The 22,258-nt window shown below is 69.4% G+C and carries 14 protein-coding genes; 4 read left to right on the top strand and 10 right to left on the bottom strand.

What is annotated here, in order from left to right:
- Nucleotide 1 precedes the first annotated feature (1 nt).
- Entirely contained in the window at nucleotides 2-4,123 is a 4,122-nt protein-coding gene (locus WME97_RS39685; RefSeq protein WP_437545470.1) for an RHS repeat-associated core domain-containing protein, read from the top strand.
- Between the two features lie 121 nt (nucleotides 4,124-4,244).
- Here the strand turns inward: WME97_RS39685 and WME97_RS39690 are convergent, their stop codons facing one another.
- The 7 genes from WME97_RS39690 to WME97_RS39720 all read right to left on the bottom strand — a co-directional run bounded on the left by WME97_RS39690 (nucleotide 4,245) and on the right by WME97_RS39720 (nucleotide 13,024).
- Nucleotides 4,245-5,297: a hypothetical protein gene (locus WME97_RS39690; protein WP_437545472.1), complete on the bottom strand. Its 1,053-nt coding sequence runs from the start codon at nucleotides 5,295-5,297 to the stop codon at nucleotides 4,245-4,247.
- A 31-nt stretch (nucleotides 5,298-5,328) separates the two neighbouring features.
- Nucleotides 5,329-6,597: a hypothetical protein gene (locus WME97_RS39695; protein ID WP_437545474.1), complete on the bottom strand. Its 1,269-nt coding sequence runs from the start codon at nucleotides 6,595-6,597 to the stop codon at nucleotides 5,329-5,331.
- Nucleotides 6,590-7,579 (bottom strand): DUF2169 family type VI secretion system accessory protein, encoded by a 990-nt coding sequence (locus tag WME97_RS39700; protein WP_437545476.1) that lies wholly within the window; start codon nucleotides 7,577-7,579, stop codon nucleotides 6,590-6,592. Before WME97_RS39700 ends, WME97_RS39695 begins: the two co-directional genes overlap by 8 nt.
- Nucleotides 7,580-7,661: 82 nt before the next feature.
- Nucleotides 7,662-8,984, bottom strand: coding sequence for a monooxygenase (locus tag WME97_RS39705; protein ID WP_437545478.1), 1,323 nt, complete (start codon nucleotides 8,982-8,984; stop codon nucleotides 7,662-7,664).
- Between the two features lie 16 nt (nucleotides 8,985-9,000).
- Nucleotides 9,001-9,705, bottom strand: a complete 705-nt coding sequence (locus WME97_RS39710; protein WP_437545480.1) for a potassium channel family protein — start codon at nucleotides 9,703-9,705, stop codon at nucleotides 9,001-9,003.
- Nucleotide 9,706: 1 nt separating this feature from the next.
- On the bottom strand, nucleotides 9,707-11,266 hold the full coding sequence (locus WME97_RS39715) for a cation:proton antiporter (protein ID WP_437545482.1): 1,560 nt from the start codon (nucleotides 11,264-11,266) through the stop codon (nucleotides 9,707-9,709).
- Nucleotides 11,267-11,725: 459 nt separating this feature from the next.
- On the bottom strand, nucleotides 11,726-13,024 hold the full coding sequence (locus WME97_RS39720) for an ATP-binding protein (RefSeq protein WP_437545484.1): 1,299 nt from the start codon (nucleotides 13,022-13,024) through the stop codon (nucleotides 11,726-11,728).
- A 582-nt stretch (nucleotides 13,025-13,606) separates the two neighbouring features.
- On the opposite strand from WME97_RS39720, the gene WME97_RS39725 reads away from it, so the two are divergent.
- Nucleotides 13,607-15,046 carry a PAS domain-containing protein gene (locus WME97_RS39725; protein WP_437545486.1) on the top strand — a complete coding sequence of 480 codons (1,440 nt, stop codon included), beginning with the start codon at nucleotides 13,607-13,609 and terminating at the stop codon, nucleotides 15,044-15,046.
- Between the two features lie 88 nt (nucleotides 15,047-15,134).
- Here WME97_RS39725 and WME97_RS39730 read toward each other — a convergent pair whose 3' ends face one another.
- Nucleotides 15,135-17,909, bottom strand: coding sequence for a hypothetical protein (locus tag WME97_RS39730; protein ID WP_437545488.1), 2,775 nt, complete (start codon nucleotides 17,907-17,909; stop codon nucleotides 15,135-15,137).
- 341 nt (nucleotides 17,910-18,250) lie between these two features.
- Here WME97_RS39730 and WME97_RS39735 point away from each other — a divergent pair, with 341 nt between their 5' ends.
- Nucleotides 18,251-18,523: a DUF2277 domain-containing protein gene (locus WME97_RS39735; protein WP_437295277.1), complete on the top strand. Its 273-nt coding sequence runs from the start codon at nucleotides 18,251-18,253 to the stop codon at nucleotides 18,521-18,523.
- Between the two features lie 39 nt (nucleotides 18,524-18,562).
- Here the strand turns inward: WME97_RS39735 and WME97_RS39740 are convergent, their stop codons facing one another.
- Nucleotides 18,563-19,327 (bottom strand): TetR family transcriptional regulator, encoded by a 765-nt coding sequence (locus WME97_RS39740; protein WP_437545490.1) that lies wholly within the window; start codon nucleotides 19,325-19,327, stop codon nucleotides 18,563-18,565.
- Nucleotides 19,328-19,395: 68 nt separating this feature from the next.
- Here WME97_RS39740 and WME97_RS39745 point away from each other — a divergent pair, with 68 nt between their 5' ends.
- Nucleotides 19,396-20,103, top strand: a complete 708-nt coding sequence (locus WME97_RS39745; protein WP_437545492.1) for a TVP38/TMEM64 family protein — start codon at nucleotides 19,396-19,398, stop codon at nucleotides 20,101-20,103.
- Nucleotides 20,104-20,290: 187 nt separating this feature from the next.
- Here WME97_RS39745 and ltrA read toward each other — a convergent pair whose 3' ends face one another.
- Nucleotides 20,291-21,610 (bottom strand): group II intron reverse transcriptase/maturase, encoded by a 1,320-nt coding sequence (gene ltrA, locus WME97_RS39750; protein WP_437545495.1) that lies wholly within the window; start codon nucleotides 21,608-21,610, stop codon nucleotides 20,291-20,293.
- Nucleotides 21,611-22,258 lie beyond the last annotated feature (648 nt).

The raw sequence follows: 22,258 nt of genomic DNA on the forward strand, positions 1-22,258 counted from the left end.
CGTGGCGACGATCAATTACAAATATATCGCGACGACGCGGAGCAATCACTTCTGTCCTGGCTTCGTGCCAGCGGTAGGCCACGCGCCGCCGGTGCCTCCCATCGGTCCGGTGCCCAGCCCGTTCCTGTACGTCGCGCTCTCGTCGAGCGCGACGGATACAGGTGAGCGGATCGAGATTGGCGGCGCGCCGGTGCTCCTGGATGGCAGCACGATGGATGTCCGGGCGCCAGGCAACATCCCTTGCCAAGGGACGGGGGGAGACGCCGTGACGCACGTCGTGAACAAGGCGTGCAATGTCTTCACCTCGTCAACGACGGTAGTATCAGGCGATCGTGGGATCGCCTGCACCGGCGACCATGTGTGGCTCAACGCAGCTGGCGCATCCTCATGCATCGCTCAGGTCAGCGGGGTGCTCCTGGCGGCGGACATCATCCGGGCCACCACGCACTCCGGCGCCACCGTGAACGTGATGGTGGTGCTCGATCCGATCTCCGTCGCATCCGGCGCGATGGTCGACGGGAGCATCGACATCTCGATCCCGGGGCTCATCCCCATCGAATGGAAGCGCCTCTACAGTTCCGCGCGCGTCGGCGAGCACACGCCGCTCGGGCGCGGCGGCTGGACGCATGCGTATCACCAGTGGATCGAGCTCGCCGGTAATACGCTACACCTTCGTGACGCAGACGGCGCGACGATCACGGTGCCCGATACGAAGCCACGCGAGCCGGCCTTTCACCGCGGCAAGCGCCTCGTCATGACCCGCGACACCGGCGGCGGAGCCACCGTCTTCTCGCTCGACACACGCCTCACCCGCACCTTTCGCCCGAGCGGCGGCGGGCGCGCAGTCCTCCGCGAGATCACCAACGAATCCGGACACAAGGTTATACTCGAGTACGACGTGGAGCGGCTCGCACGGGTCGTCGACACCGCGCGCCGCACGATCACGCTCAAGCACGATGGCAACGGCCACATCGTGCGTCTCGATATCTTCCCCCCTGGCGGCGAAGGGCGCGCGCCGATCCACGCCGTCTCGTTCGCATACAACGATGCTGGCGAGCTCGCGCAGGTGATCGATGCGTTAGGCCATACCGAGACGTACGGCTACGATGAGCAGCGCCGCCTCAATCGGAAGACGCTCCCGACCGGCCTCTCTTTCCACTACCTCTACGATGCCGAGACAGGTCGCTGCGTCCGCTCCTGGGGCGACGGCGATCTCCATGCCGGCGATCTCACCTACGATCTCGATCAAGGGATCACGCACTTCACCGGCAACCCCGAACCCCGCGTCTTCAAGTGGCGGCCCGAAGACGGCTCGGTGGTGCGCGAGGCCTCGACCGACGGCCTCTCCGTGCGCGATCTCGAGTTCGATGCCGATGGCCTGCTCCTCAAGGCAAAAAACGCTGCAGGTGACACGCTGACGCTCACCCGTGACGCGCGAGGCAACATCACGCGGATGGCCGATCCACTCGGCCCGCTCGTCGAGCTTTACTATGCGGAGGATCTGCTCGTGCGGCGCCGCGTGGGTGGCGTGTGCACCGATTTCGGCTATGACCACCGGAATCGACTTGTCTCGATAAAGTACGCGTCCGGCGCCTTTCTCGCGCTGAAGTACGACGAACAGGGGCGCCTCGCCGAGGTGCACGGACCGGACGGGCTTCGCGGCGCCTTCATCTACGACGAGCAGCACAACGCCATCGAGGAGCGCACGCCTCGCGGAGGGATCCGCCGCTGGCGCCACGACGCGCTCGGGCGCCCGGTCGCCTACGTCGATCCTTTGGGAAGGGTGACGCGCCGCGAGCTCGACGCCCTCGGTCGGCCGGCCGCGCTGCACTTACCGGACGGGACCTCGCTGCGCTTCGAGCACGATGCGCTCGGCCGCCTGACCCGCCGCACGGATGCGCTCGGGCGCGTCGAAGCGTTCCGCTACGCCGGCCTGAAATCTCCCATCGAGGCGATCCTGCCCGATGGCTCGGTCTGGTCCTTATCGTACGACCTCAACGAGCGCCTGCAGCAGGTGAAGAACCCGAAGGGCGAGACCTTCGATTTCCGCTATGATCGCGCCGGCAACCTCCGCGAACACCGTTCGTATGACGGCCGCGTCTCCCGCGCGCAGCACGGCAAGAACGGCCGCCTTGCGCGCGTGGAGAACCCTGACGGCACCTTCCGCGCGCTGCGCTATGACGGGGCAGGCAGGCTCCTCGCGGAAGAGACGCCGCACGGAGCGATCAGGGTCGAGACGCCCGAGGACCGCGTCGTCGACTACATCGTCGACGATCCGAGCGGTGAAATCCGTCTCTCCGTCGAGCACGACACGCTCGGCCGCGTCGTAAGAGAGACTCAGAACGGCCGGACGATCCGCTACGAGTACGACGGTCAGAACCGCTGCATCGCTCGCCACCTCCCGACGGGGCACGTGACTCGTTATGCCTACGATGAGGAAGGCAACGTCTCGTCGCTCGATCACGACGGCTATCGCGTGGAGATCCAGCGCGATCTCGCAGGTTCGGTGGTCCGCAAGGTCTTCGTTGGTGCGGGCGTGGAGGCGCGGCGCGAGCTCGACCCGATGGCGCGCCCTATCCGCGACTGGGTCGGCGTCGCCGACCGCACGCTCGTGGATCGCCGCTACGCTTACGATCCCTCTGGCGCGCTCGTCGAGCGCAACGATCTGCGCTGGGGGCTCACACGCTACGGCTACGATCGGCTCGGAATGCTGCTCGAGGCGAGCTCTCCGAAGGGGCGCGAGTCCTTCGTGTACGACGCAGGAGGCTCGCTGAAGCCCGCGAGCTCGGCCTGGGAGACGGGGCCGGGCGGACTCTTGTTACGCACCGAAGAGGCTACCTACGCTTACGACAGCGCGAACCGGCGAATTCGCGAGGCTCGATCGGACGGCGAGACGCAGTACCTTTGGGACTGTCGCGGCCAGCTCCGCGAAGCCCAGCTCCGCGACGGCACGCGTGTGCTCTTCAGCTACGATGCGTTCAGCCGCAGGATCAGGAAGGAGATCATCCCGCCCTCCTCACCGGGCGCGCTGGCGATGGCGGAGGCGCCGAAACCCCGCGTGGTCGAGTACCTATGGGACGGCCTCTGCCTCGCTGCAGAGCTCGACTCCGAACGCGGCGTGCGCATCTTCGTGCATGAGCCGGGGACGATGTGCCCGCTTCTCCAGCAGGAGGGCGCCGCGGTCCATGCGGTCATCACCGACCATCTCGGCACCCCGACCGAGCTCATCGGCGTGAAGGGTGACGTCGCGTGGTCAGCGCGCCACGCGGCCTTCGGCCTCATCGTCGAGACCGCGCGACGTGAGGGCGGCGCATCCGCGGCGTCTCCCTTCCGGCTGCTCGGCCAATACCACGACGAGGAGACCGGGCTCTGTTATGTCCGCTACCGCTACTTCGACCCGAAGACCGCGCGCTTCTTGACGCCGGATCCGCTCGAGCTGCTCGGAAGCCGCAACCTGTTCGCCTTCGACGGCAGCCCCACCACCCATGTCGATCCGCTGGGACTCTCCTGCGTCATCATCGGCAACCCGGCGCATGACAAGTTCATCGCCGTGTGCATGACCGAGGTCAAGCCGGACCCGAGCAAGTACGTGATCGCGGTGCACGGGACCGCCCACCACGTGGCGGTGCGAGACGCGAACGGGATGACGACCCACCATACGCCGCGCCAGCTCTTGGAGATGATCGGCGCTGTCGGGAACTACAACAGCGCAGGAAACATCGTCCTCAACTCGTGCAACGTGGGTCGCATGCCAGACGGCGTGGCCCAGCAGATATCTCGCTCCTTTCCGAACCGGTACGTTTACGGTCCGAGTGATGTAGTCTGGAACCTCGGCCTCTACATCGGACCTCCAGTCGGAGTCGCCAATAGCGCGACCTATGTGCCCAAGCCTGGCAAGCCTGAGCCTCCGCCAGACTACACGCGCCCCGGACAGTGGAACTCGTTCTATAATGGCATGCCCCGTCAGGGCAACCGCCACGACCAATACACCACGCTGCCCGACCAGATCAAACCGGGCTCAAACACGCAGCCGCTCAACGTCAAGCCAGGCTCGAACACGCAGCCGCTCGACGTTGCGCGGTCGGACAATGGACTGCCCTTTCGACGCCCTCCGTCGGGCTAATGGGTGTTCAATGAATCTGTGAGCACATCCCTCGTCAATCCAGCGTCATCCGCGGAGCAAATCACAGGTGTCGCGGAGCTCGTTCGCGGACATGTCCGAGAGCCATCTCAACGCCCGCGAGCTAGACAGATGCATGGTAAAGGACGGCGCGATGCACGTCGTCAATTGCGAAGTCGGCGGCGAGCCACAGCTCATCGTTCTCGCCGGCCACGAGCTGATACGGAGGACAGCCACCGACCCTCGCAGCATCAAGCTCAAACAAAGAAGCGCCGCTGCACTTCGTATGAAACGGCACCGAAACACTCTCCCAGTCCCCTCCCGCCGTCAGACGGTAAATGCGCACTGGCATGGAGTACGCGCGTGCACACAGAAAGACTTGCCCCGAGGATGTGGTCAACATGCCCCGCACTTCGTGGCTCTCGCGGAAGGGCGGCAACAACTTCCATTCCCCCTGAACACGATGTGCGATAAATTTCTCCCCCGACGTCAGCATACCTGAGGCGAAGAGCCCGTTCGACCGGTAGTCGATGAAGATCGCCGCGCTCTGCTCATCCACTCCGGGTGGCCATTCGAACCGCTCCGGCTGGCGCTCTCCTCGCCGGAAGATCCACCAGCCAGGCTCATACCGAGGGGATTGTATGACGCGAAGGATGACCTCGCCGGCCCTGGTCACATAGGGACAGTATTCAAAAATACCCTGAGAGAGCACGGGATCGATCGGCGTGTCCGCGCCGTCCGCCCATCTGAACCTGCCGTCGGATCCCGTGACGAGCACCCCATCACCCCACCCACCAACCCACTCGTTCTCGGGGTGTTCCACCCAGCAACCAGAGGCGTCGTCCCAACGAACCACCACATTCCTGCTGACTTGGATCCAGAGCGTGGCACCAGGCATCGGCCCCTCGATGGCGCGCATCCCCGGCCCTGCATAGACAAGAGCCCAGACCTGGTCAGGCCACCGGCCCACCATGCTGGTAATCTGCGGCCGGACGGACGGCTTGAGCTGCGGCTGCTGCGGCTGAGCGTCCGGAGCCCCCGGCAACTCCAGCTTCCGCATCTCGTGGAGCTGGCCGCCCTGGGCCCGCGCGACGTGAAACCCGGTAGAGGCGAGGATCGCCCCACGCAGCCTGTGCAACCGGATGGGCTGCGGCGATGATGCGATGGCCCTGAACATACCGTGCTCGACTCCTCCCTCCCTCGCTCCCTCACCGCTTCCCGCGGATCCGCTCGCCCGCCTCGACCAGCGCCCGCATCCACTTCATCCGCAGCCCCGGCTCCGCCGCGAACCTCGCCTGCCACGCCGCGTCCTCGGCGCTCTTCGCCTCGCGGGTGAGCCCGTAACGCGCGATCGCCGCCGTCGCAGTCGCAGGGCTCGCCGCGATCTCCGCGAGCATGGCAGCGTAGTCCTCGAGCGAGAGCCGGGGACCATCGGCCGCCGGCGAGCGCGCGCTGCCGCCCGACGACGGGGGGGCGCCCGACGACGGCCCCCCGGGCGACGGGACGAACGGAAGCGCCGGCTTCGCGGCCTCGAACATCAGAGGCGCCGTCCCGACGCCGGGCGTCCCGGCAATCGACTCCTTCGGCGCCCCTTCACGCAACGGCGGCAGCCCCGCAGCCGGCAGCCCGGAGCGCGGCGCGTCCCGCTCCCCCACGCGCGACCCAAACGGCAGCGCCGGCCGGCTCGGCCCCGGGAACGCCGGCGCCGTCTCGGCGATCTCTTTCTGCGCGAGCACCGGCTTCGGCAGCTCCGGCGCGGCCAGCGACGGCAAAAGCCCGGGCCCCGACCTCGCCGCCGGCGCAGGCGGCTCCCCCCTCTCCGCGCCCCCCGGCTGCTTCACGAACGGCAAGATCAGCTTCGATAGATCCCGCGGCAGATCCGCCGTCTCGAGCGGCATCCCCACCACCGCCCGCGCCTTCTTCACGGCCGCCGCCCCGCCGCCACGTGGCCTCCGCGTCGACGCCCTCAGCACCGGCGCCTCAGGCCGCACCTCCGGCACCGGCCCGGGCGCGGCGGCGAGGATCGCCGTCGCCTCGGCGCGCACGCCCCCCTCGGCCACGATCCGCTCCTGCCAGGCGCCCAGCAGCCGGAACACGTCGCCCTCGCCGAGCCCGCGCGCCTCGAGGAACCCGAGCGGATCCTCCGACGCCGTGAACGCACGGAAGAAATCGAGCCAGGCGCGCAGGTCCGTGTCGAGCGGAGGCACCTTGCGCTCCACATGCGCCTGCGCCGCGAGGCGGTGCTCGTCGCACGCCGCGAGCAGCGCCCCGTCCCCCATCGCGCTCCCGGCGAGGCGCTCCGACCAGGCCTCCTCCGCAGGCGGCCAGGCTCCGGCGGCGATCGCGGCGTGCTCCAGGCTCGCCTCGAGCGAGACGCCCTCGGCCGTGTACGCCAGCACCGCCGCATAGGCCGAGAGCGGCACGCCCGCGATCTCGGGATCCACAGGCTCCCCAGCGCCGCCCGCCGCGTCACCCATCGCCGCGCACCACCACCTCGCGCAGCACCCGCCGGCCCCTGCCGATCGGGAAGACGGCGCGCGCCACGAGCTCCACCCGCCGCGCCTCGGGCTGGATCAGCACCGTGTCGATCGGCGGCCGCACGACCACGCGCTCCCCCGTGTCGTAACGCGCGCTCGCCACCACCGGAAACTTCGGTAGCGCGAAGACGACCGGCTCGAGCGACATGCCGACGATGCCCACCGGATCCCCGGGCGCGAGGTGCTCCTCGAACTGGAGCGAAGGGTGGGCGACGTTGCCAAAGCGGATGTCCTGATCCTCCGGCGGGAGCGGCATCCGCGCCGCCTTCCACCGCTCGTCGAACGTGCCAGCGTGCTCGAGGCGCGGCGACCAGTGCATCATGATCGCGCCGAAGCCCACCGGCGCATGGCGATCCGACGCAGACACGTGGGGCCGCTCCGGGTGCTCGATCTGCGGAGCTCTCGTGTCCACGAGGTCCGCCGCGCTCCTCGCCGCGCCGACGCCGGCCGGGTTCCGGAGATCGACCACCGAGAGGTCCTCCGACATGCCGCCATACGCGCGCTCGTAGACGATCGGCACCCGCTCGAACGGAGCAGCAGGCCCGATCCCGACGCCGAGCACGCCCTTGAAGAAGAAGCGCTGCCCGTGGACGCGCAGGGGCGTGAGCCGCTGCCTGACCCGCACCGCGACGTCGAGCACCCTCACCTTCTCGGGGGCGATCGCGTCGCCGGTCACCACCACGTCCGTGCCCAGCTTGGCGACGCCGAGATCCGACGGGAAGCGGAGGCTGCTCCGCGGACTCTCGGGCTCCCAGGGCTCGTCGGCGACACGGACCGGCGCGGGGTCGTCGGCGAGCCTCGATCCCCCGCTCCGATCGAGGACGAACGTGCCCTTGACGATGGCGACCAGGACATCGTTGCCCTCGCGATCGAGGAGCGGCACGGGCTGGACGGCGAAGGGGGTCTGGTTCGCGATGCTCACGGACGAAGATCCGACGGTTGGTCTTGCATCCTATACGCACGCACGCCGCGATCCCCTAAGATCACTTCAGGCAAACCTGCGCTCAGCGCCCGGTCATGTAGAACGTGCCGAGGCACATCTCGTCGGTCGTGCCCTCTCCCCAGACGACATCCCTGGGGACCCGCGGCTGTCCGTCGATGATCGGCTGCTTCTCGGGCGTGTTGTCCCAGTGGCACTCGATCGACAGCTTGTCGCCCGGCTCGAGCACCTTGGGCTCGGCGAGCCTGTAGTTTCCCTGCCAGTGGAAGTCCCAGCGCGGGATGTCGAGCACACACTCCGAGCCGCCGCCGGCGCGCTCGATCTCGAGGCGCGCGCGCGTGCCGAGCGTGTGCATGTGGAGGCCCGCCCAGTGGATCTCGATCGGCGCGCTGCCCGCGAGCGCCCGGGAGGGATCGGCCCCCCAGCGGTGGACGACGTCGCTCTCCAGGGCAGGGATCAGCATGGAGTCGCCGCTGAGCCAGGCCGGGTTCGCCCACGGCTGCATCGTGCCCTCCCGCTCGACCGAGCTCTCCAGCGTCACGTCGATCTCCGTGCGATCGGGCAGCTTGCCCGCCGTCAGCGTGTTGTAGTGGACCTGCATGATCAGCCTGGAGCCAGGCTCGATCCGGGTGCCCGAGCCCGGCGGGAAGATCATGCTCCCGCCGCCGGGCACCCAGCCGCCGAGCCAGCGCGGCTTGAGCCCAGGGCCGCCGTAGCAGGGATAACCCGGGCCCGGGTCGGCCGCGTCGAGGGCGTCGAGCTCGGCGAGCTGGTCCGGCGCCGCGATGAAGGCGATCACGTGGTGGACGACGCGCTGCTCGCCGGGCCTGATCCCGAAGCCGGTGACGTACCGCACGGCCTCCTCCGGCCAGTCGATCACGAAGCAGCGGTACTCGTCGGGCCCCGTCTGCGGGGTGTACTCGACAGGCATCTCGAGCGTCCGGTCCACACGCGCGAGCGCGGCGCTCGCCGGCGGATCGATCGGCGGGCCCTCGTCCGCCGGATCGCCCAGGGCCGCGCCGCCGTCGACCCACGCGGCGATGGCCTGGATCTGCTGCTCGGACAGGGAGCGGTCGCCCACGTACTCGGCGCAGCTGTTGTCGGCCGGCCAGGGGGGCATCGTACGCTCGACGACGGCCCGCTTGATGGGCGCGGCCCAGGACGCCGCGGTCTCGTGGCCCTCGAGCGAGAACGGCGCGACGCCGCCGTCGCTGTGGCACCCCGCGCACCGCGCGTCGAAGATGGGTTTGACGTCCCGGTAGTACGTTACGGCGGCCTGGACGCCTCCCGCCGCGGCCCCGGCGTCATCGCCGCCGCAGGCAGAGAGGACGGCCAGCGCCGCCGCGAGCCATGCCCATGAGCCCGTCGTCCCCGCGCACCTCGTCATAGACACCTGCCTCGTATCAGCGGCGCTCGTGGACCCCGCCGCTCGCGGGCTCGCGCCGGAGGAAGAACGCGATGACCTCGGCGAGCTCGTCGCGCGCGGCCACGAGGAGCACCGTGGCGCCCCCCGCGACGACGGAGGAGCCGCGCGGCGCCTCGACGCGGCCATCCGGGCGGTAGACGCCGGCGAAGACGCACGACGAAGGGAAGCTGGCGCTGCCCGCGATGGTGCTCACCGTGCGGCCCGCGATCACCGAGTCGACCGGGACGTCGAGCTCGAACGCGACCGACTCGCCGACGCCGAGCACCATGGCGTGGCGGACGCCCGGGTGCTCGATGGCGGTGGCCATCGCGCCGATGAAGACGTCGATCTCGGAGAGGATCTGGTCCACGCCCGCGCGGACGTACACGCCCCGGTAGGCGGGGTCCCGCATGCGCACCATGACGCGCTTGGCCCCCCCGGCCTGCGCGAGGAGCGCCACAGCGAGGTTGTCGGCGTCGCGGCGGAGCATCGCCACCACCACGTCGGCGCGCGCCACCTCGGCCTCCTGGAGGAGCCCGGCGTCGGTCGCGTCGCCCACGAGCGAGACGAGGCCGTGCCGCTCGAAGGCGCTGTTGGCGATCGCCTCGTCGCGATCGACGGTCGTCACGTCGTGGCCCATCTTCGCGAGGTGGACCGCGACGCTCAGCCCTGCGCGCCCGGCGCCCGCGATGAGAACGCGCATGTCAGCTCTCTCCTTCGTGCTCGTGAGGGTTCGCGCCGGGCGCCGCGTGTCCGCCGGGGAGCTCCACCATGGCCCTGTCGATCCGGTTCACGTGGGCGTGCGCGGTGTCGGCGGCGATGAGGCCGCGCCTCGCCGCGTCGAGCACCGCCGCCTTCTGCGCCGAGAGGAGGGCGAGATCGGTGAGGTGATCGCGGACCACCTCGCCCTGCGGCGTCTGGAGCGCCACCTCCGCGTGGATGACCTGCCGCTGGAACGCGGCGCGGCGCTCGGCGTGCTCCTTGCGGGACACGAGGCCCGACGCGAGCAGATCGTCGAGCTCGGACTGGCCGCGCCGCGCCGCGATGAGCGTGGCCTTCGCGGCGTCGAGCGCGCTGTCCGCCGTCGGGATCGCGACCCGCAGGAACTTGAGCAGCCGAGCGAACGGCAGCGCCTGCGCGACCAGCGTGACGAAGGTGACGCCGAAGACGATCGTGATCAGGCGGTCGCGGTACGGCAGGCCGCTCGGGAGGCTGAGGACCGCCGCCATCGACAGCGCGCCCTTGATGTTGCCGACCAGCATCACGTGCTGCCACCGGAAGGGCACGACCTCGCCCGTGAGCGCCCGGAGCACGCCGAAGCAGCCGTAGACGGCCACCGCCCTGCCCCCGTGCAGGGCGATCAGCGCGAGGCCGATGGACGCCGCCTCGCGCACGAGCATGTCCGCCTGGATCTGCATGCCGACGAGCTCGAAGAGCACCACGTTGAGGCAGAAGCCGCTCGTCTCCCAGAAGCCCTGGAGCGCGAGCACGCGCGAGGGCTCGAGGATGCGGCGCGCGGCCCTGCCGACGATCACCCCGAGGACCACGACGGCGATGACCGGCGAGGCGTGGAGCCGCTCGGCGAGCAGGGCCGTGGCGAACACGAGCACGATGGAGGCGAGGATCGCGGTCAGGTGATCCGGCGTGCGGCGGAGGAGGGACGCGCCGACGGCGCCGAACGCGCCCCCGACGGCCGCGCCGCCGACCATGGCCAGGGTGAGCGCGCGGAAGGTCTCGGCGCCGTCGAAGGTGCCGCTCGCGAGGACCTGCGACGCGAGCACCACGAGCACGAGCGCGGTGCCGTCGTTGAAGAGGCTCTCGCCTTCCATGATGGCCGCGAGCCGGTGCGGCACGCGGACGCTGCGGAAGGCGAGCAGCACGCTCACGGTGTCGGTGATCGAGAGCAGCGCGCCGAGGAGGAGCGCCGCCGCGAACGGGAGCGCGAGCAGCTGCGTCGCCACCGCGGCGGTGCCGAGCAGCGAGATGAGCACGCCCGGCACGGCGAGCGCGAGGATCGGCCGGCTCGCGCCCCTCAGGCTGTCCGCGTCGGCGAACAGGGCGCCCTCGAACACGAGCACCGGGAGGAACGCGATGAGGATGACCTCCGGGTCCATCGGCGCCTTCGGGAGCACGTCGACGACGACGAGCAGCAGCCCCACGAGCACGAGCGCGACGTTGTAGGGAATCGAGACGCGCTTCGCCCCGATCGCGACCGCCGAGCCGACGGCCAGGACGAGGAGCAGGCTCTCGAGCCGCTCCCTCATGAGGCACCTCGCGGCCGCGGCGCGAGCACGAGGGAGGGCGCCCGCGGCGGGCGCGTCGCGATGTGCACGGGGTCCGCAGGAGAGCTCACCGTGGATCTTGCGCTACCTGATCGCCTCCGGAATCGCAAGACGCGAGCGGCATCGCCGGGCGCTCGAGCGAGAGGCACGCGCGCCCGCGCGCCTCTCGCTCGGCCGCCCGGGAAGAGGTGGGGCATTGATAGATCACATGACACGACATCATCGCTTCGTCGTCGTGGAGCAATCCCCTCATCTTGCTGGCATCTTTGGCGGCAACGCGAACAGAGAAGGGGAATTTGAACAGGGAGACGGGGAGACGGGAGATGGGTGCGATTTTACTCCCCGCCTCCCCGTCTCCCTGTGAATTCTCCCGATGAAATTCGAGGATTGCTTCAGGAGCGGCCCCCGACACCGGCTCTCGGCGCGCTCGATGCGCTTCTGTCAGCCTGCCGGCAGCTGAACGCAGAATCGGCTCCCCCGCCCCTCGTTGTCCCTCACGTCGATCCTGCCGCCGTGCGCCTCGACGACCAGCCGGCAGAACGTCAGCCCGAGGCCGCGGCCGGTCGCAGAGATCGCGCCCCCGTCGGCGAGCCGCGCGTACTTGTCGAAGATGCGGTCGCGCAGGTGGGCCGGGATCCCCAGGCCCTCATCACACACGTTGAGCTCGACCCAGCCCGGGTCGAGCCACCGCGCCTCGAGGCGCACCGCGCCCCGGGGCGGGCTATGACGGAGCGCATTGTCGACGAGGTTCAGCAGCACGCGCCGCACGAGCTCCTCATCGGCGCGGAGAAGACAGCTCGGCATGGCGGGGCAGAGCTCGATTCGCTGCCCGCGCGACGCGGCGAGCGGCTCCAGGATCTCAACGACACCTTCGAACAGCGACGCCGGGTCGAGCTCGGCGGGCCGCAGCACGAACATCCCGTGCTGGCGGCTCGCGACGTCAAGCAGGTTCAGCGCGGTGCGCTGGATTACCTCGGCCGAGGTGAGGACGGCATTCCATCGGCGCCGCTCCGGCTCCGGGAGATCCTGCTTTTTCAGGCGCGCCTGCGCGGCGAGGATGATGCCGGCGGCGGGGCTCCTGAGATCGTGCGCGAGGAACTCGCTCAGCGCCTCGTTCTGCCGGTGGAGCTCCTCCAGGGCCTTTTGCCTCTCCTCGAGATCGCGGTTCGCCGCCTCGACCTCGCGCGCCCTCGCCTTGCCCTTCTCCAGGCCGTCGTGGAGCGCGACGTTCTCCAGGGCCACGGCGGCGCTGCCGGCGAGCGCCTGGAGCAGTGACACCTCGCGCTGCGGGATCTCTCGTGGGGAGCTCCAGTAGGTCCCGATCGCCCCGAGCGGGGCGCGCGCGCGGATCGGCACCATGGCCATGCTCCGCACGTAGGTCGGCCGATAGGCGTCGATCGGGACGCGGGGATCGCGCGTGATGTCGCCGATGACCGCCGGCCTCCGATTCAGCATCACCCAACCGCTGACGCACGCCGACATCGGAAACCGCTTCCCCTGCCAGAGCGGGGCGATCGAGTCTTCCTGCGCGTAGTAACAGAGGTCGCCGTCGCGGAGGACGAAGGAAGCGCCGTCGGCGCCCGTGAGGTCGCGGGCGGCCCGATCGACAATCTGCATGATCGCCTGGAGGTCGCGGGCCAGCGAGAGGTCCTGCACGACGCTGATGAGGCGCTCGCAAGGATGGAGATGTCGGAAACTCGGGTCCGAGTCAGCGCATCTCTCGTGGCCCTCGGGTTCCATGTGGAGGGGTCTCTAACGCGCGCTGGCGCGCACGACAAGGCGAGCGCGACGCGTTAAACGACGTCCCCCAGCGCACGTCACCGCCAGTGTCCGCGCGCCCGCCTCGCGCTCGGCGGCCGTACGGCGGCGGCCGTTCTCCGTTCCACGCGGCGAGCTCCAGGCCGACCTCTCGGCGGATGCACGCGCGCCACCCCGAGCGCCGCGCCCGCTCGCGTCCTCGCACAAGCAGCAGAACCCTCCCTCCGCCAGAACCGCTGTCGGCCATCGCTTCATGCCGAGCGCCGAGGGGCGATGTGGTGGGGCAGCGGGCGCCCGCCATCCGGGGCGAGGTCGCGCGGGCGTCGATGCGCCGCGGCGCGTCTAGCGATGAGGCTGGCGCCTCGGCGCCCTCAAATGATATCACCACGTTACGGTTCGCCATGGTGCCAGGCTCGATGACCCCAGCGCCGAGAATCCGAGCAGCATCCCACCTCTTCGCACCAGGTGTCGTGACGGCGCCCACAGCGCGTTTGTTCACCCACCGTGAGAGGCCTGGGGCTGGCGCGCCGAGGGTCATCGCTTCTGGCCCGTTGCAAGGATTCAATGGACGACAGGCTCGCTTCGCTCTCGTGTAAGACACTGCTTGACGGCACACCCACACCGCTGGCGTTGCTCTCCAGCGCGGGGGAGGTGGTGGCCTGCAACGCGGCCTGGGAGCGCTGCGTCGGCCCGTCCGGTCGGCTCCTGGAGCGCGTTCACGAGGACGATCGGGGCGAGCTGTCGGCCCGGATCACCGGCGCGCGCGCCGCCGCGGGCAGCGTCTCCGCCGCGGCGCGCGTCGTGGGCGCCCGCGGGGAGAGCGTCCCGCTCCACTGGACGCTGTGGCGGGCCGACGACACGGCGCTCTGGGCTGCCGTGAAGCCCGATCGCAGGGAGTGGGAGGACCAGGCGCGCATCCTCGTCGACGTGTTCCAGACGATGGATGCGATCGTCTGGTGGTGCGATCGGGCGGGCACGCTCCATGTCTCCGACGGCAAAGGGCTCGAGAGCATGGGGCTCAAACGACATCAGCTCGTCGGAATGAACATGTTCGATCTCTACGGCGCGGACGCGGAGATCATGGGCCTGACCAAGCGCGTCCTCGAGGGGGAGCCGGTCCGCACGGACACCGTGGCCGGGGGCGTGCACTGGATCGTGCACTACGCGCCCCGCCGGGACGATGACGGCGAGATCGTGGGCGTCCAGACGTTCGGCATCAACCTGGCCGACGACGTCCGGCTCGCCGTGCAGGGGGAGATGCTCCGCGCGTGCATCGACAGCATGCCCATCGCCATCCTGGCGTTCGACAGGGCCGGCCTGTGCGTGATCGCGCAGGGCGGGGCGCTCGCGCAGATCGGTTGTACGGAGCGAGGCGAGCTGGGCAAGCACATGCGCGAGCTGTGCGGCGACACCGAGGACGTGCGCGCGGCCTTCGAGCACGCCCTCTCCGGGGAGATCGCGCAGGTCGAGCAGGTCCGGCGAGACAGGATCTGGCGGACGAGGTTCGTTCCCCAGAAGGACGTCCTCGGGGAGACGACCGGCGTCGGCGCCATCTGCGAGGACATCACGCAGCAGCTCCGGGTCGAGAAGCAGCTGCGGGAGCAGCTGCGGTTGACGCAGGATCAGCAGGAGTCGATCGCGCGGCTGTCGAGCCCCATCATCGAGGTCTGGCAGGACGTGCTCATCGTCCCCTTGATCGGCTCGGTCGACGCGGATCGCGCGGCGATGGTGATGGAGTCGCTGCTCGCGAGCGTGGTGGAGAAGCAATCCGCCTTCGCGATCCTCGACCTCACCGGGCTCGATTCGGTCGACACGACGACGGCGCAGCACCTCATCAAGATCATCAATGGATTGACGCTGCTCGGCTGCAAGGGCGTGGTCACCGGCATCCGCCCGCCGGTCGCGCAGACGATGGTCGGCCTCGGCTTCGATCTCTCGCAGGTCAAGACGCTGCGCAGCCTGAAGGAAGCGCTGCGCTGGTGCATGGGCGCGCGCCGCCGCTGAGGCGCCGCGCCGTACCGGGTGGAGCGCGGCTGAGGCGCCGCGCCGGCCGCACCGCTCTCCGTGCGGTGCGGCGCGGCGCTGGCTCGACTCAGTGGCTCGTCGGATCCGCGGGATCCGTGCCCGCGTCGCACTCATCGCCGTCGAGGAACCCGTCGCCGTCGCGGTCGATGGCGATGCGCGTGCCCGAGCCCGGCGGCACGCAGGTGTACGTCACCGGGTGCCCGGTGAGCGCGGCGAGCGAGCGCAGGACGAGATCGCTCAAGGGCGGGGCAGCGGCCCGCGCCGCGGTGAACTGGCCACCTCCGACATAGAGGAGGCCGGTCTCCTCGAGGAGGAACGGGAGCTTCGCCACGAGGTCGCACTCCCCGACCTCGGCGCGCTGGCGGAGCAGGTCGATGCGCGGCCAGGCCGCCGTGGCGTTGTGCGAGCCGAGCGTGACCTGCTGCCCGACGATGGGGGCGAGGTTCGTGTCGAACGCGAGCATGTACTCCACGGCCTGCTCGCGGAGGAGCTCGCCGGGCGCGCCGGGCGGGAAGCCGTTCGGCGAGAACACGCTTTGCTCGAACCCTATCGCCTGGTGGAAGCGGAAGAGCGTGTCCATCACGCCGTCGTGCATGAACCCGAAGCCGCGGATCTGCTCGCCCTTGAAGTCGTTGTCTCCCAGGTGGAAGAGGCTCGGGACGGGGGCCATGCCGAACATGCCGATCTTCTGGTACATGTTGCGCAGGTGGGGGATCTTGAAGCTCTGGCCGTTCTCCTGGCCGATGCTCGCGCCGTCCGTCCCGAAGAAGCCGGGGAAATCGCTGGAACCGGCGTTCCCGTCCGGGTCCAGGGTGTGGCAGGAATTGCACGAGAAGGTCCCGGCGCCGCCTTCGCGGAAGAAGTGGTCGCGCCCGGCCTGTTGATCGGTGTTCAGCGAGTTGTCCAGGTTCCGGATCGGGTTCGGCGGATACGAGAGCTGGAGGATGAAGTCCGTGAACGCCTCCATGTCCTCATTGGGGATGGGCGCGTGCCGGCCGAGCAGGTTGGTGAAGCCGCCCTGGAATTTCTCGAACGCCGCGCGCTCGTCAAAGGCCCCGCTGTCCGGCTGCGCGGTGGACGCGTCGTTGCCGCCCGTGCGGTCGCCGCGCCAGTGCATCGGGCCGTGGTTGGCCATGCCGCGCAGGCTCTGGGTCGTCATCGGCCCTTTCATGGGCTTCAGCGAGGTATCGGCGGGGAACGGCGGGTTGATGTTCGTGAACGGCCCGGGGTTCGTCACGGTGTCCCCGTCGGGGTTGCCGAGATCCCATGCCAGGCTATCGACGTCGCCGAAGACGTGGCAGCTCGCGCACGACGAGTCGCCGTGGGCCGACGAGAAGCTCGCGTCATGGAGGAACCTCCGCCCGCGGACCACGCTCTCCGGCTCGGGGTTGTGGAGGGCGATGTGCGCCGTCTCGGCGTTCGTGGTCGTGTTGACGATCGAGATGGAGTTGTCGAAGCGCGTGAGCACGTACAGGCGGCCGCGCGGCTGGTCGAGCGCGAGCCCGCTCGGCCCGCCGCCGGTGACCTGGATCTGGCTCGCGAGGCTCGGCGTGAAGGTGTCATTCTCGATCTGGGCCGTCTGGAAGACCCCGACCTTGCTCGACCCGAACGCGGCGACGTAGAGCTTCGATCCGTCGCTCGTCACCGCCATGTCGACCGGCGTGGCCAGGCTCTTCGCGTTCTCGGCGTTGGGCACCGGCGCGCAGCACGTCGAGTAATCGATGTGTTTGTTCAGGTGCCGCGGCAGGACCGAGCCGCCGCTGCCGAGCACGGAGATCCGGCTCTCGTGCAGGTGCCCCCGGACGCTCGTGCCGGCGAAGGTGCCCGGGCCCTCGAAGCGATCGAGGTTGAACGCCTCGGTGTTGGAGACGTAGACCTTCCCGTTCGCCGGGTTGACGACCATGTTGTAGAGGACGGTCCCGACGCCGGTGAAGAAGCCCGCGCTGCCGGGCCGCTGGACAGGGGGATTGGCCGTGGCGTCGATGACGAAGACGTCCTTGTCGGGCAGCGAGAACATGACAGAGTCGTCCCAGGGGTTGCCCCCGGCGTCGACCCAGTGGGTCCCGTCGTGCTGGACGATGAGCGACGTCGTCAGCTGCGGCTCCCCGAGGTAATTCGTGAACGGCGGCAGCATCCCGCCTTCGTCCTCCACGATCGCGCGGTGCACGGCGGTCGTGCGGTTGCCGGTGTGGAAGCCGGCGGCGTACACCGAGCTCCCATCCGGGCTGACCGCGAGCGCCCTCGGCGTGTCGGTGAAGAAGGAGAGGATCGTGAGGGGGGTGCCCCCGAGCGATGGTTGGGTCGCGACGGCGCTCGCGTTGAACACCCAGACGTCGGCGCGGCCGACCCCGGGCGTCGTCAGCTGCGGGTCGAACGGCGCGTTCTGGCCCCGGTGGGCGGCGGTGATGAACGCGCGCGACCGCCCGGGACCGCCGAAGACGATGTCCCGGGGCTCGTCCCCGACGAGCAGCGTGCGCACGACCCGCGGCCGCAAGGGGAACGAGACGTCGACGACGCTGACGCTATCGGAGAGGTGATTGACGACCCATACCTCGCCGTCGTTGCGCGCGGCGACGGCGACGGGCTCCAGGCCGACGGTCACGGATGAAATGTGTGTCAGACCACCCGACGAGACGTAGAAGATCTCCAGACGGTTGTCGGGTGTATTGGCCGCGAAGAGCAGGTTTCGGCTTGGTGAGAGCGCGAGCGGTCGGACCTGACCGCTCTCGAAGAGGGTGTACGACGGAGCCGCCTCCGCGCTTGCCCCGACAGCGAGGCAAACGAGCGTGGCGGCGGTGAAGAGCAGGCGATTCTGGGAGCGCAGTGCACGATGTGGGCGCATACCGACCTCCTTGCCAGGGGGCTTTGGCAAAAGGACTCCTCAGTGTAGAAGTGCACGGTTATCCTTGAGGAATCAAGAACTTCCTGATGCCGTTAGTGTGCTCCCTGTTGGGCAGCCAACATGGGTGATGTCGTGATGCGGCCGTGTCGCGTCTGTCACGTATCTCGCCACGTATCTCGCCGCGTATCTCGCCGCGTATCTCGTCGTGTGTCATGTCGTGTGTCTCGCCGCTCATATGCGCGAATTGCCTACACGGTGGCCGCGTCAACGACTGTGGTGTGCGCCGGCGTGGATCGAGACTAGGATCGTTCCCCGTACACATCGAACCTCGGGAGATCGCCATGTGCCGGAACATCAGGACGCTGTTCAACTTCGAGCCGCCGGCGACGGAGGAGGAGATCCGGGCGGCGTCGCTGCAGTTCGTGCGGAAGCTGAGCGGCTTCAACCGGCCGTCGCAGGCCAACGAAGCGGCGTTCGCGCAGGCCGTGGAGGACGTCGCGGCCGCGGCGCGCGTGCTGATGGCGTCGCTGTCCACGACCGCCGCGCCGCGGGACCGCGAGGTCGAGGCGACCAAGGCGCGCGAGCGCTCGCGGCTGCGCTTCAGCCGGGGCTGAGGCGGGGAGCCGCCGCGCCGAGCTCGGGTGGCCCTCCGGCTATCGCGCCGTGCCGCGCGCCTTGCGCGCCTTGCGCGCCGTGCTGCCGCGCCCCTTGCCCTCGCGGCGCGGGCCCGGCGTGGATGGCTCTCCTTGCCGTGGTGGCGCCGCCTGCAGCGATTGCGGTGATTGCCCCGCCCTCGCCTCCCGGGCGCGCCGCTCCGGCAAGCACACGACGCGCGCGGCGATGGCCATGCCCTCGAGGAAGGCCTCGCGCGTCGCGGCGCCGTGCTTCAGGCCGCGCGCCGAGGAGACCAGGGTGTCCGCGAGCTGGCGCCCGGTGACCCCCGCGGGCTCGTAGGCGGCCGCGAGCCCGGAGGCGCGCAGGGCCTCGGCCACGGCCTCGACGAACCGCCCCTCGTGCTCGGCGACGAGGGGGCCGACGAGCTCGTTCGCGGCCGTCGAGAGATCGGCCGCGTCGGCCCCGAGCGCGCCGACGAACCGGCCGATCCACGCGTCGAACGCGGCCACGAGCCGCTCCTCCAGGGGGCGCTCCGCGTCGGCGAGCGCGGCCGCGGCCGCGGCGAGCGCGGTGTCGAGGAAGTACCCCACGGACGCGCGGAAGAGCTCCTCCTTCGTGGCGAAGTGGAGGTAGAGGCCCTGCCGCGAGACGCCCGCCGCGCGCGCGACCTCGTCCATCGACGTCTTCCGGAAGCCGAAGCGCAGGAACACCGTGAACGCCGCGTCCATCAGCTTGCGGCGGCGCAGATCCTCGGCGGGTCTGTCGGTGGAGCTCGGCTCGCCCTCGTTCACGATGGTCAGCATTGACAATAATAGACCAAATTGTCAACAGTAACCTTGACGGTGCGCAGGTGGGCTGTCAGGTACGTCGGGTGCGCCAGCCCGCCTCTCCGGCCGATCCCGCGCTCTCTCCCTTCCGCGCCCGCCGGGGGGTGAAGATCGGCGTGGTCGCCGCGGCCGCGGCGCTCCTCGTCGTCGCGCAGCGCATGGGGCTGTTCGAGATCTTCGGCGAGCCGGCGCGCATCAAGCAGGCGCTCCTCTCGCTCGGGCCGTGGGGGTATGTCGCGTTCGTCCTGGCCTACGCCGCGCTCCAGCCGTTCGGCGTGCCGGGCACGGTGTTCATCCTGGCGGCGCCGCTCATCTGGCCCTGGCCGGTGGCGTTCGCGCTCTCGATGGCGGGCACCATGGCGGCGAGCGTCGTGGGCTTCTCGTTCGCGCGCTTCGTCGCCCGCGACTGGGTCGCCGCGCGTGTGCCGGCGCGCTTCCGCGCCTACGACGAGGCCCTGAAGCGGCGGGCGTTCCTGACGGTGTTCTTGCTGCGCCTTGTCCTCTGGATGCCGCCCATGCTCCACGTCTTCTTCGGCGTCTCCGGGGTGCGCTTCTGGACGCATTTCTGGGGCTCGCTGGCCGGGTACGCCCTGCCGCTCCTGGCGACGGCCTATTTCGGCCAACGGGTCTTCGACGCCCTGCGCGACGCGCCCCCGTCGGCGTGGGCCGGAATGGGGGCCGCCGCGGTGGCCGTCATGGTCCTTGTATGGCTCGCCAGGCGCTGCTCCAGGCGCGACGTCGTCCCTTCCTAACGAATCTCTCCTTTATCGTCATTTGAGAGAGAGAGAGAGAGAAATTGAACAGGGAGGCGGGGAGACGGGGAGATTCATGGGATTTTTACTCCCCGGTAGAGTAGCCCCCCGGACCGACGGGTCCGGGGGGCCCTCGCCAGATCCGGACAAGGAGATTTCCACCATCCGGCTCTTCCGCCGAGAGGACTCAGGGGGACGCCCAGAACTGGACGCGGGTCCTCGGCCTGGGCAGCGGGAAATCCCGCAGCAGGGTCTTGAATCGCTCCCAGTTCAGGTACGCACGCTGGCTCCGCCGGCATAGCCACTTGTGCCATGCCCGTTCGGCCTCACGGATCAAGAGCGCGAGGCTCCGAATGTTTCCGTTTACGCCGAAGTAGTTGCAGTGCCCGACGATGCGTCGTGTGAGCGCGGCGTGCTGCTCCTTGACCGGCAAGTGCCGATGGCGTCGGCAAAAGTCGGCGACGGCCGTGATGGCCCGTCGGAGGCGCGCCTTGCGTGTCTTCATGCCCGGCATCCATCGCCCCGATCGGCTTCGCCGCCAATAGTGCGTGAAGCCGAGGAAGTCGAAGGTCGCCGGACCCTCGCCCCCGGAATCCCGGTTGTCCGGGCGCCCGAAGGGCAGAAGGCGGGTCTTGTCCAGGTGCAGCTTCAGTCCGTACCGCTCGAAGCGTCGCGGCAACACCTCCATCATCCGCTTCGCGTCGTCCTCCCTTTCGAAGCCGATGACGAAGTCGTCGGCGTAGCGGATCAGGGTGGCCTTACCCATGAGCCGCGGTTGGACGTCGCGCTCGATCCACAGATCGAGCACGTGGTGAAGGTAGACGTTGCCCAGCAGCGGCGACAGGACCGAGCCCTGCACCGTCCCATCCTCCGGCACGGAGAACTCCGCGCCGTCGAGGACCCCTACATGCAAGCACTTGCCGACCAGCCGCAGCAGCGACTTGTCGGCGACCCGGGCCTGGAGCATCTCCATCAGCTTCGTGCGGTCGATGCTGTCAAAGAAGGACTCGATGTCGGCCTCCAGGATCCACTCCACCCCGCCGAGCAGCATCCGGTTCAGGGCGCGCAGCGCGTCGTGCGCGCTGCGACCGGGCCGAAACCCGTACGAGACGTCTCGGAAGACCGGCTCGTAGACGACCTCCAGTACCTCCCGCACCGCGGCCTGGACGATCTTGTCCTCGGTGCACGAGATGCCGATCGGTCGCGTCTTGCCCCGTTCCTTCGGGATGTGCACCCGTCGGATGGGCTGGTGCCGGTAACGCATCGACTTCATCCGCGCGTGCAGATCGCCAACGTTGCGCTCCAGGTCCTGCCCGTACTGCTCCTTCGTGATGCCATCCACGCCCACCGCTGCCTCGTTGCGGAGGCTGCGGTACGCTCGCTGCAGCGCTTCCTCGTCGATGAGGTGCGCCAGCGCGAGGAGGACCCCTTCCGGGTCTCGCTCCGCTCTCTCCCTTACCTTCAACAGTCCCGGTGACATGATGTTCGCCGTCATCGCAGCGCTCATGGTTCCCTCCTGAAGTTCCTCTCGACACGGGTCCCCTTTGCTCGACAGGCTCCGATGCCCTCCGTTCGCCCGCGTCGTCGCTCGTATGGGACCCTCCGACTCCCTCGTCTCCTTCGGCTTCGGCTCCGGTTCCCCTTGCTGTGGGCCTACCGCGAGGCGGATGCGCATTTCCTTGCGGAGCCCGCTGGGCTCGGCTGCGAGACACGGGCATCCGCGGCGTGTCTCGCCCCGGGGACGGATCACCGGCTCCCCGTCGTACCGGCGTTTCTCGTGGAGAGACGAGGGCCTCCCAGGTGCCTGGACCGTCCTCTTGCTGCGCGCCGCAGCCAACTACCCCGCCGGGTGCGTCCCCCTCCCGCCCTTGCGAGGTAGGACGCTGTTGCCTTCAGGCGAGAGAACACCCTGGGCACCCGGAAAGTGGAGGATTTCGTGGCTGGCATGCTGCGGCTCGCTCACTCACCTGCCTACGCATCGCCGAGCCCCTCACGAGGTCCGTCGCAAGGCTGGTTTCCGGCTGGTCGGGCGTGACCTTGGCCGGGCGGGATTCGCACCCGCTGGACAGCGAAACCCGATTTTCAGAAGCTACCGCTCACTCCTTTCCCTCGGGACCAGCCTTGCCTGGTCGCACTCTCCCCGCCTCCCTGTGAA

Source organism: Sorangium sp. So ce367 (genome assembly GCF_051520455.1).
GTDB classification, from domain to species: domain Bacteria; phylum Myxococcota_A; class Polyangia; order Polyangiales; family Polyangiaceae; genus Sorangium; species Sorangium cellulosum_B.

Excerpts from the sequence above, each read along its gene's own strand:
- WME97_RS39715 (WP_437545482.1), bottom strand. The coding sequence starts at position 11,266 with ATGAGGGAGCGGCTCGAGAGCCTGCTCCTCGTCCTGGCCGTCGGCTCG.
- WME97_RS39705 (WP_437545478.1), bottom strand. The coding sequence starts at position 8,984 with ATGACGAGGTGCGCGGGGACGACGGGCTCATGGGCATGGCTCGCGGCG.
- WME97_RS39695 (WP_437545474.1), bottom strand. The coding sequence starts at position 6,597 with ATGGGTGACGCGGCGGGCGGCGCTGGGGAGCCTGTGGATCCCGAGATC.
- WME97_RS39735 (WP_437295277.1), top strand. The coding sequence starts at position 18,251 with ATGTGCCGGAACATCAGGACGCTGTTCAACTTCGAGCCGCCGGCGACG.
- WME97_RS39730 (WP_437545488.1), bottom strand. The coding sequence starts at position 17,909 with ATGCGCCCACATCGTGCACTGCGCTCCCAGAATCGCCTGCTCTTCACC.
- WME97_RS39720 (WP_437545484.1), bottom strand. The coding sequence starts at position 13,024 with ATGGAACCCGAGGGCCACGAGAGATGCGCTGACTCGGACCCGAGTTTC.
- ltrA (WP_437545495.1), bottom strand. The coding sequence starts at position 21,610 with ATGAGCGCTGCGATGACGGCGAACATCATGTCACCGGGACTGTTGAAG.
- WME97_RS39690 (WP_437545472.1), bottom strand. The coding sequence starts at position 5,297 with ATGTTCAGGGCCATCGCATCATCGCCGCAGCCCATCCGGTTGCACAGG.
- WME97_RS39710 (WP_437545480.1), bottom strand. The coding sequence starts at position 9,705 with ATGCGCGTTCTCATCGCGGGCGCCGGGCGCGCAGGGCTGAGCGTCGCG.
- WME97_RS39740 (WP_437545490.1), bottom strand. The coding sequence starts at position 19,327 with ATGCTGACCATCGTGAACGAGGGCGAGCCGAGCTCCACCGACAGACCC.
- WME97_RS39725 (WP_437545486.1), top strand. The coding sequence starts at position 13,607 with ATGGACGACAGGCTCGCTTCGCTCTCGTGTAAGACACTGCTTGACGGC.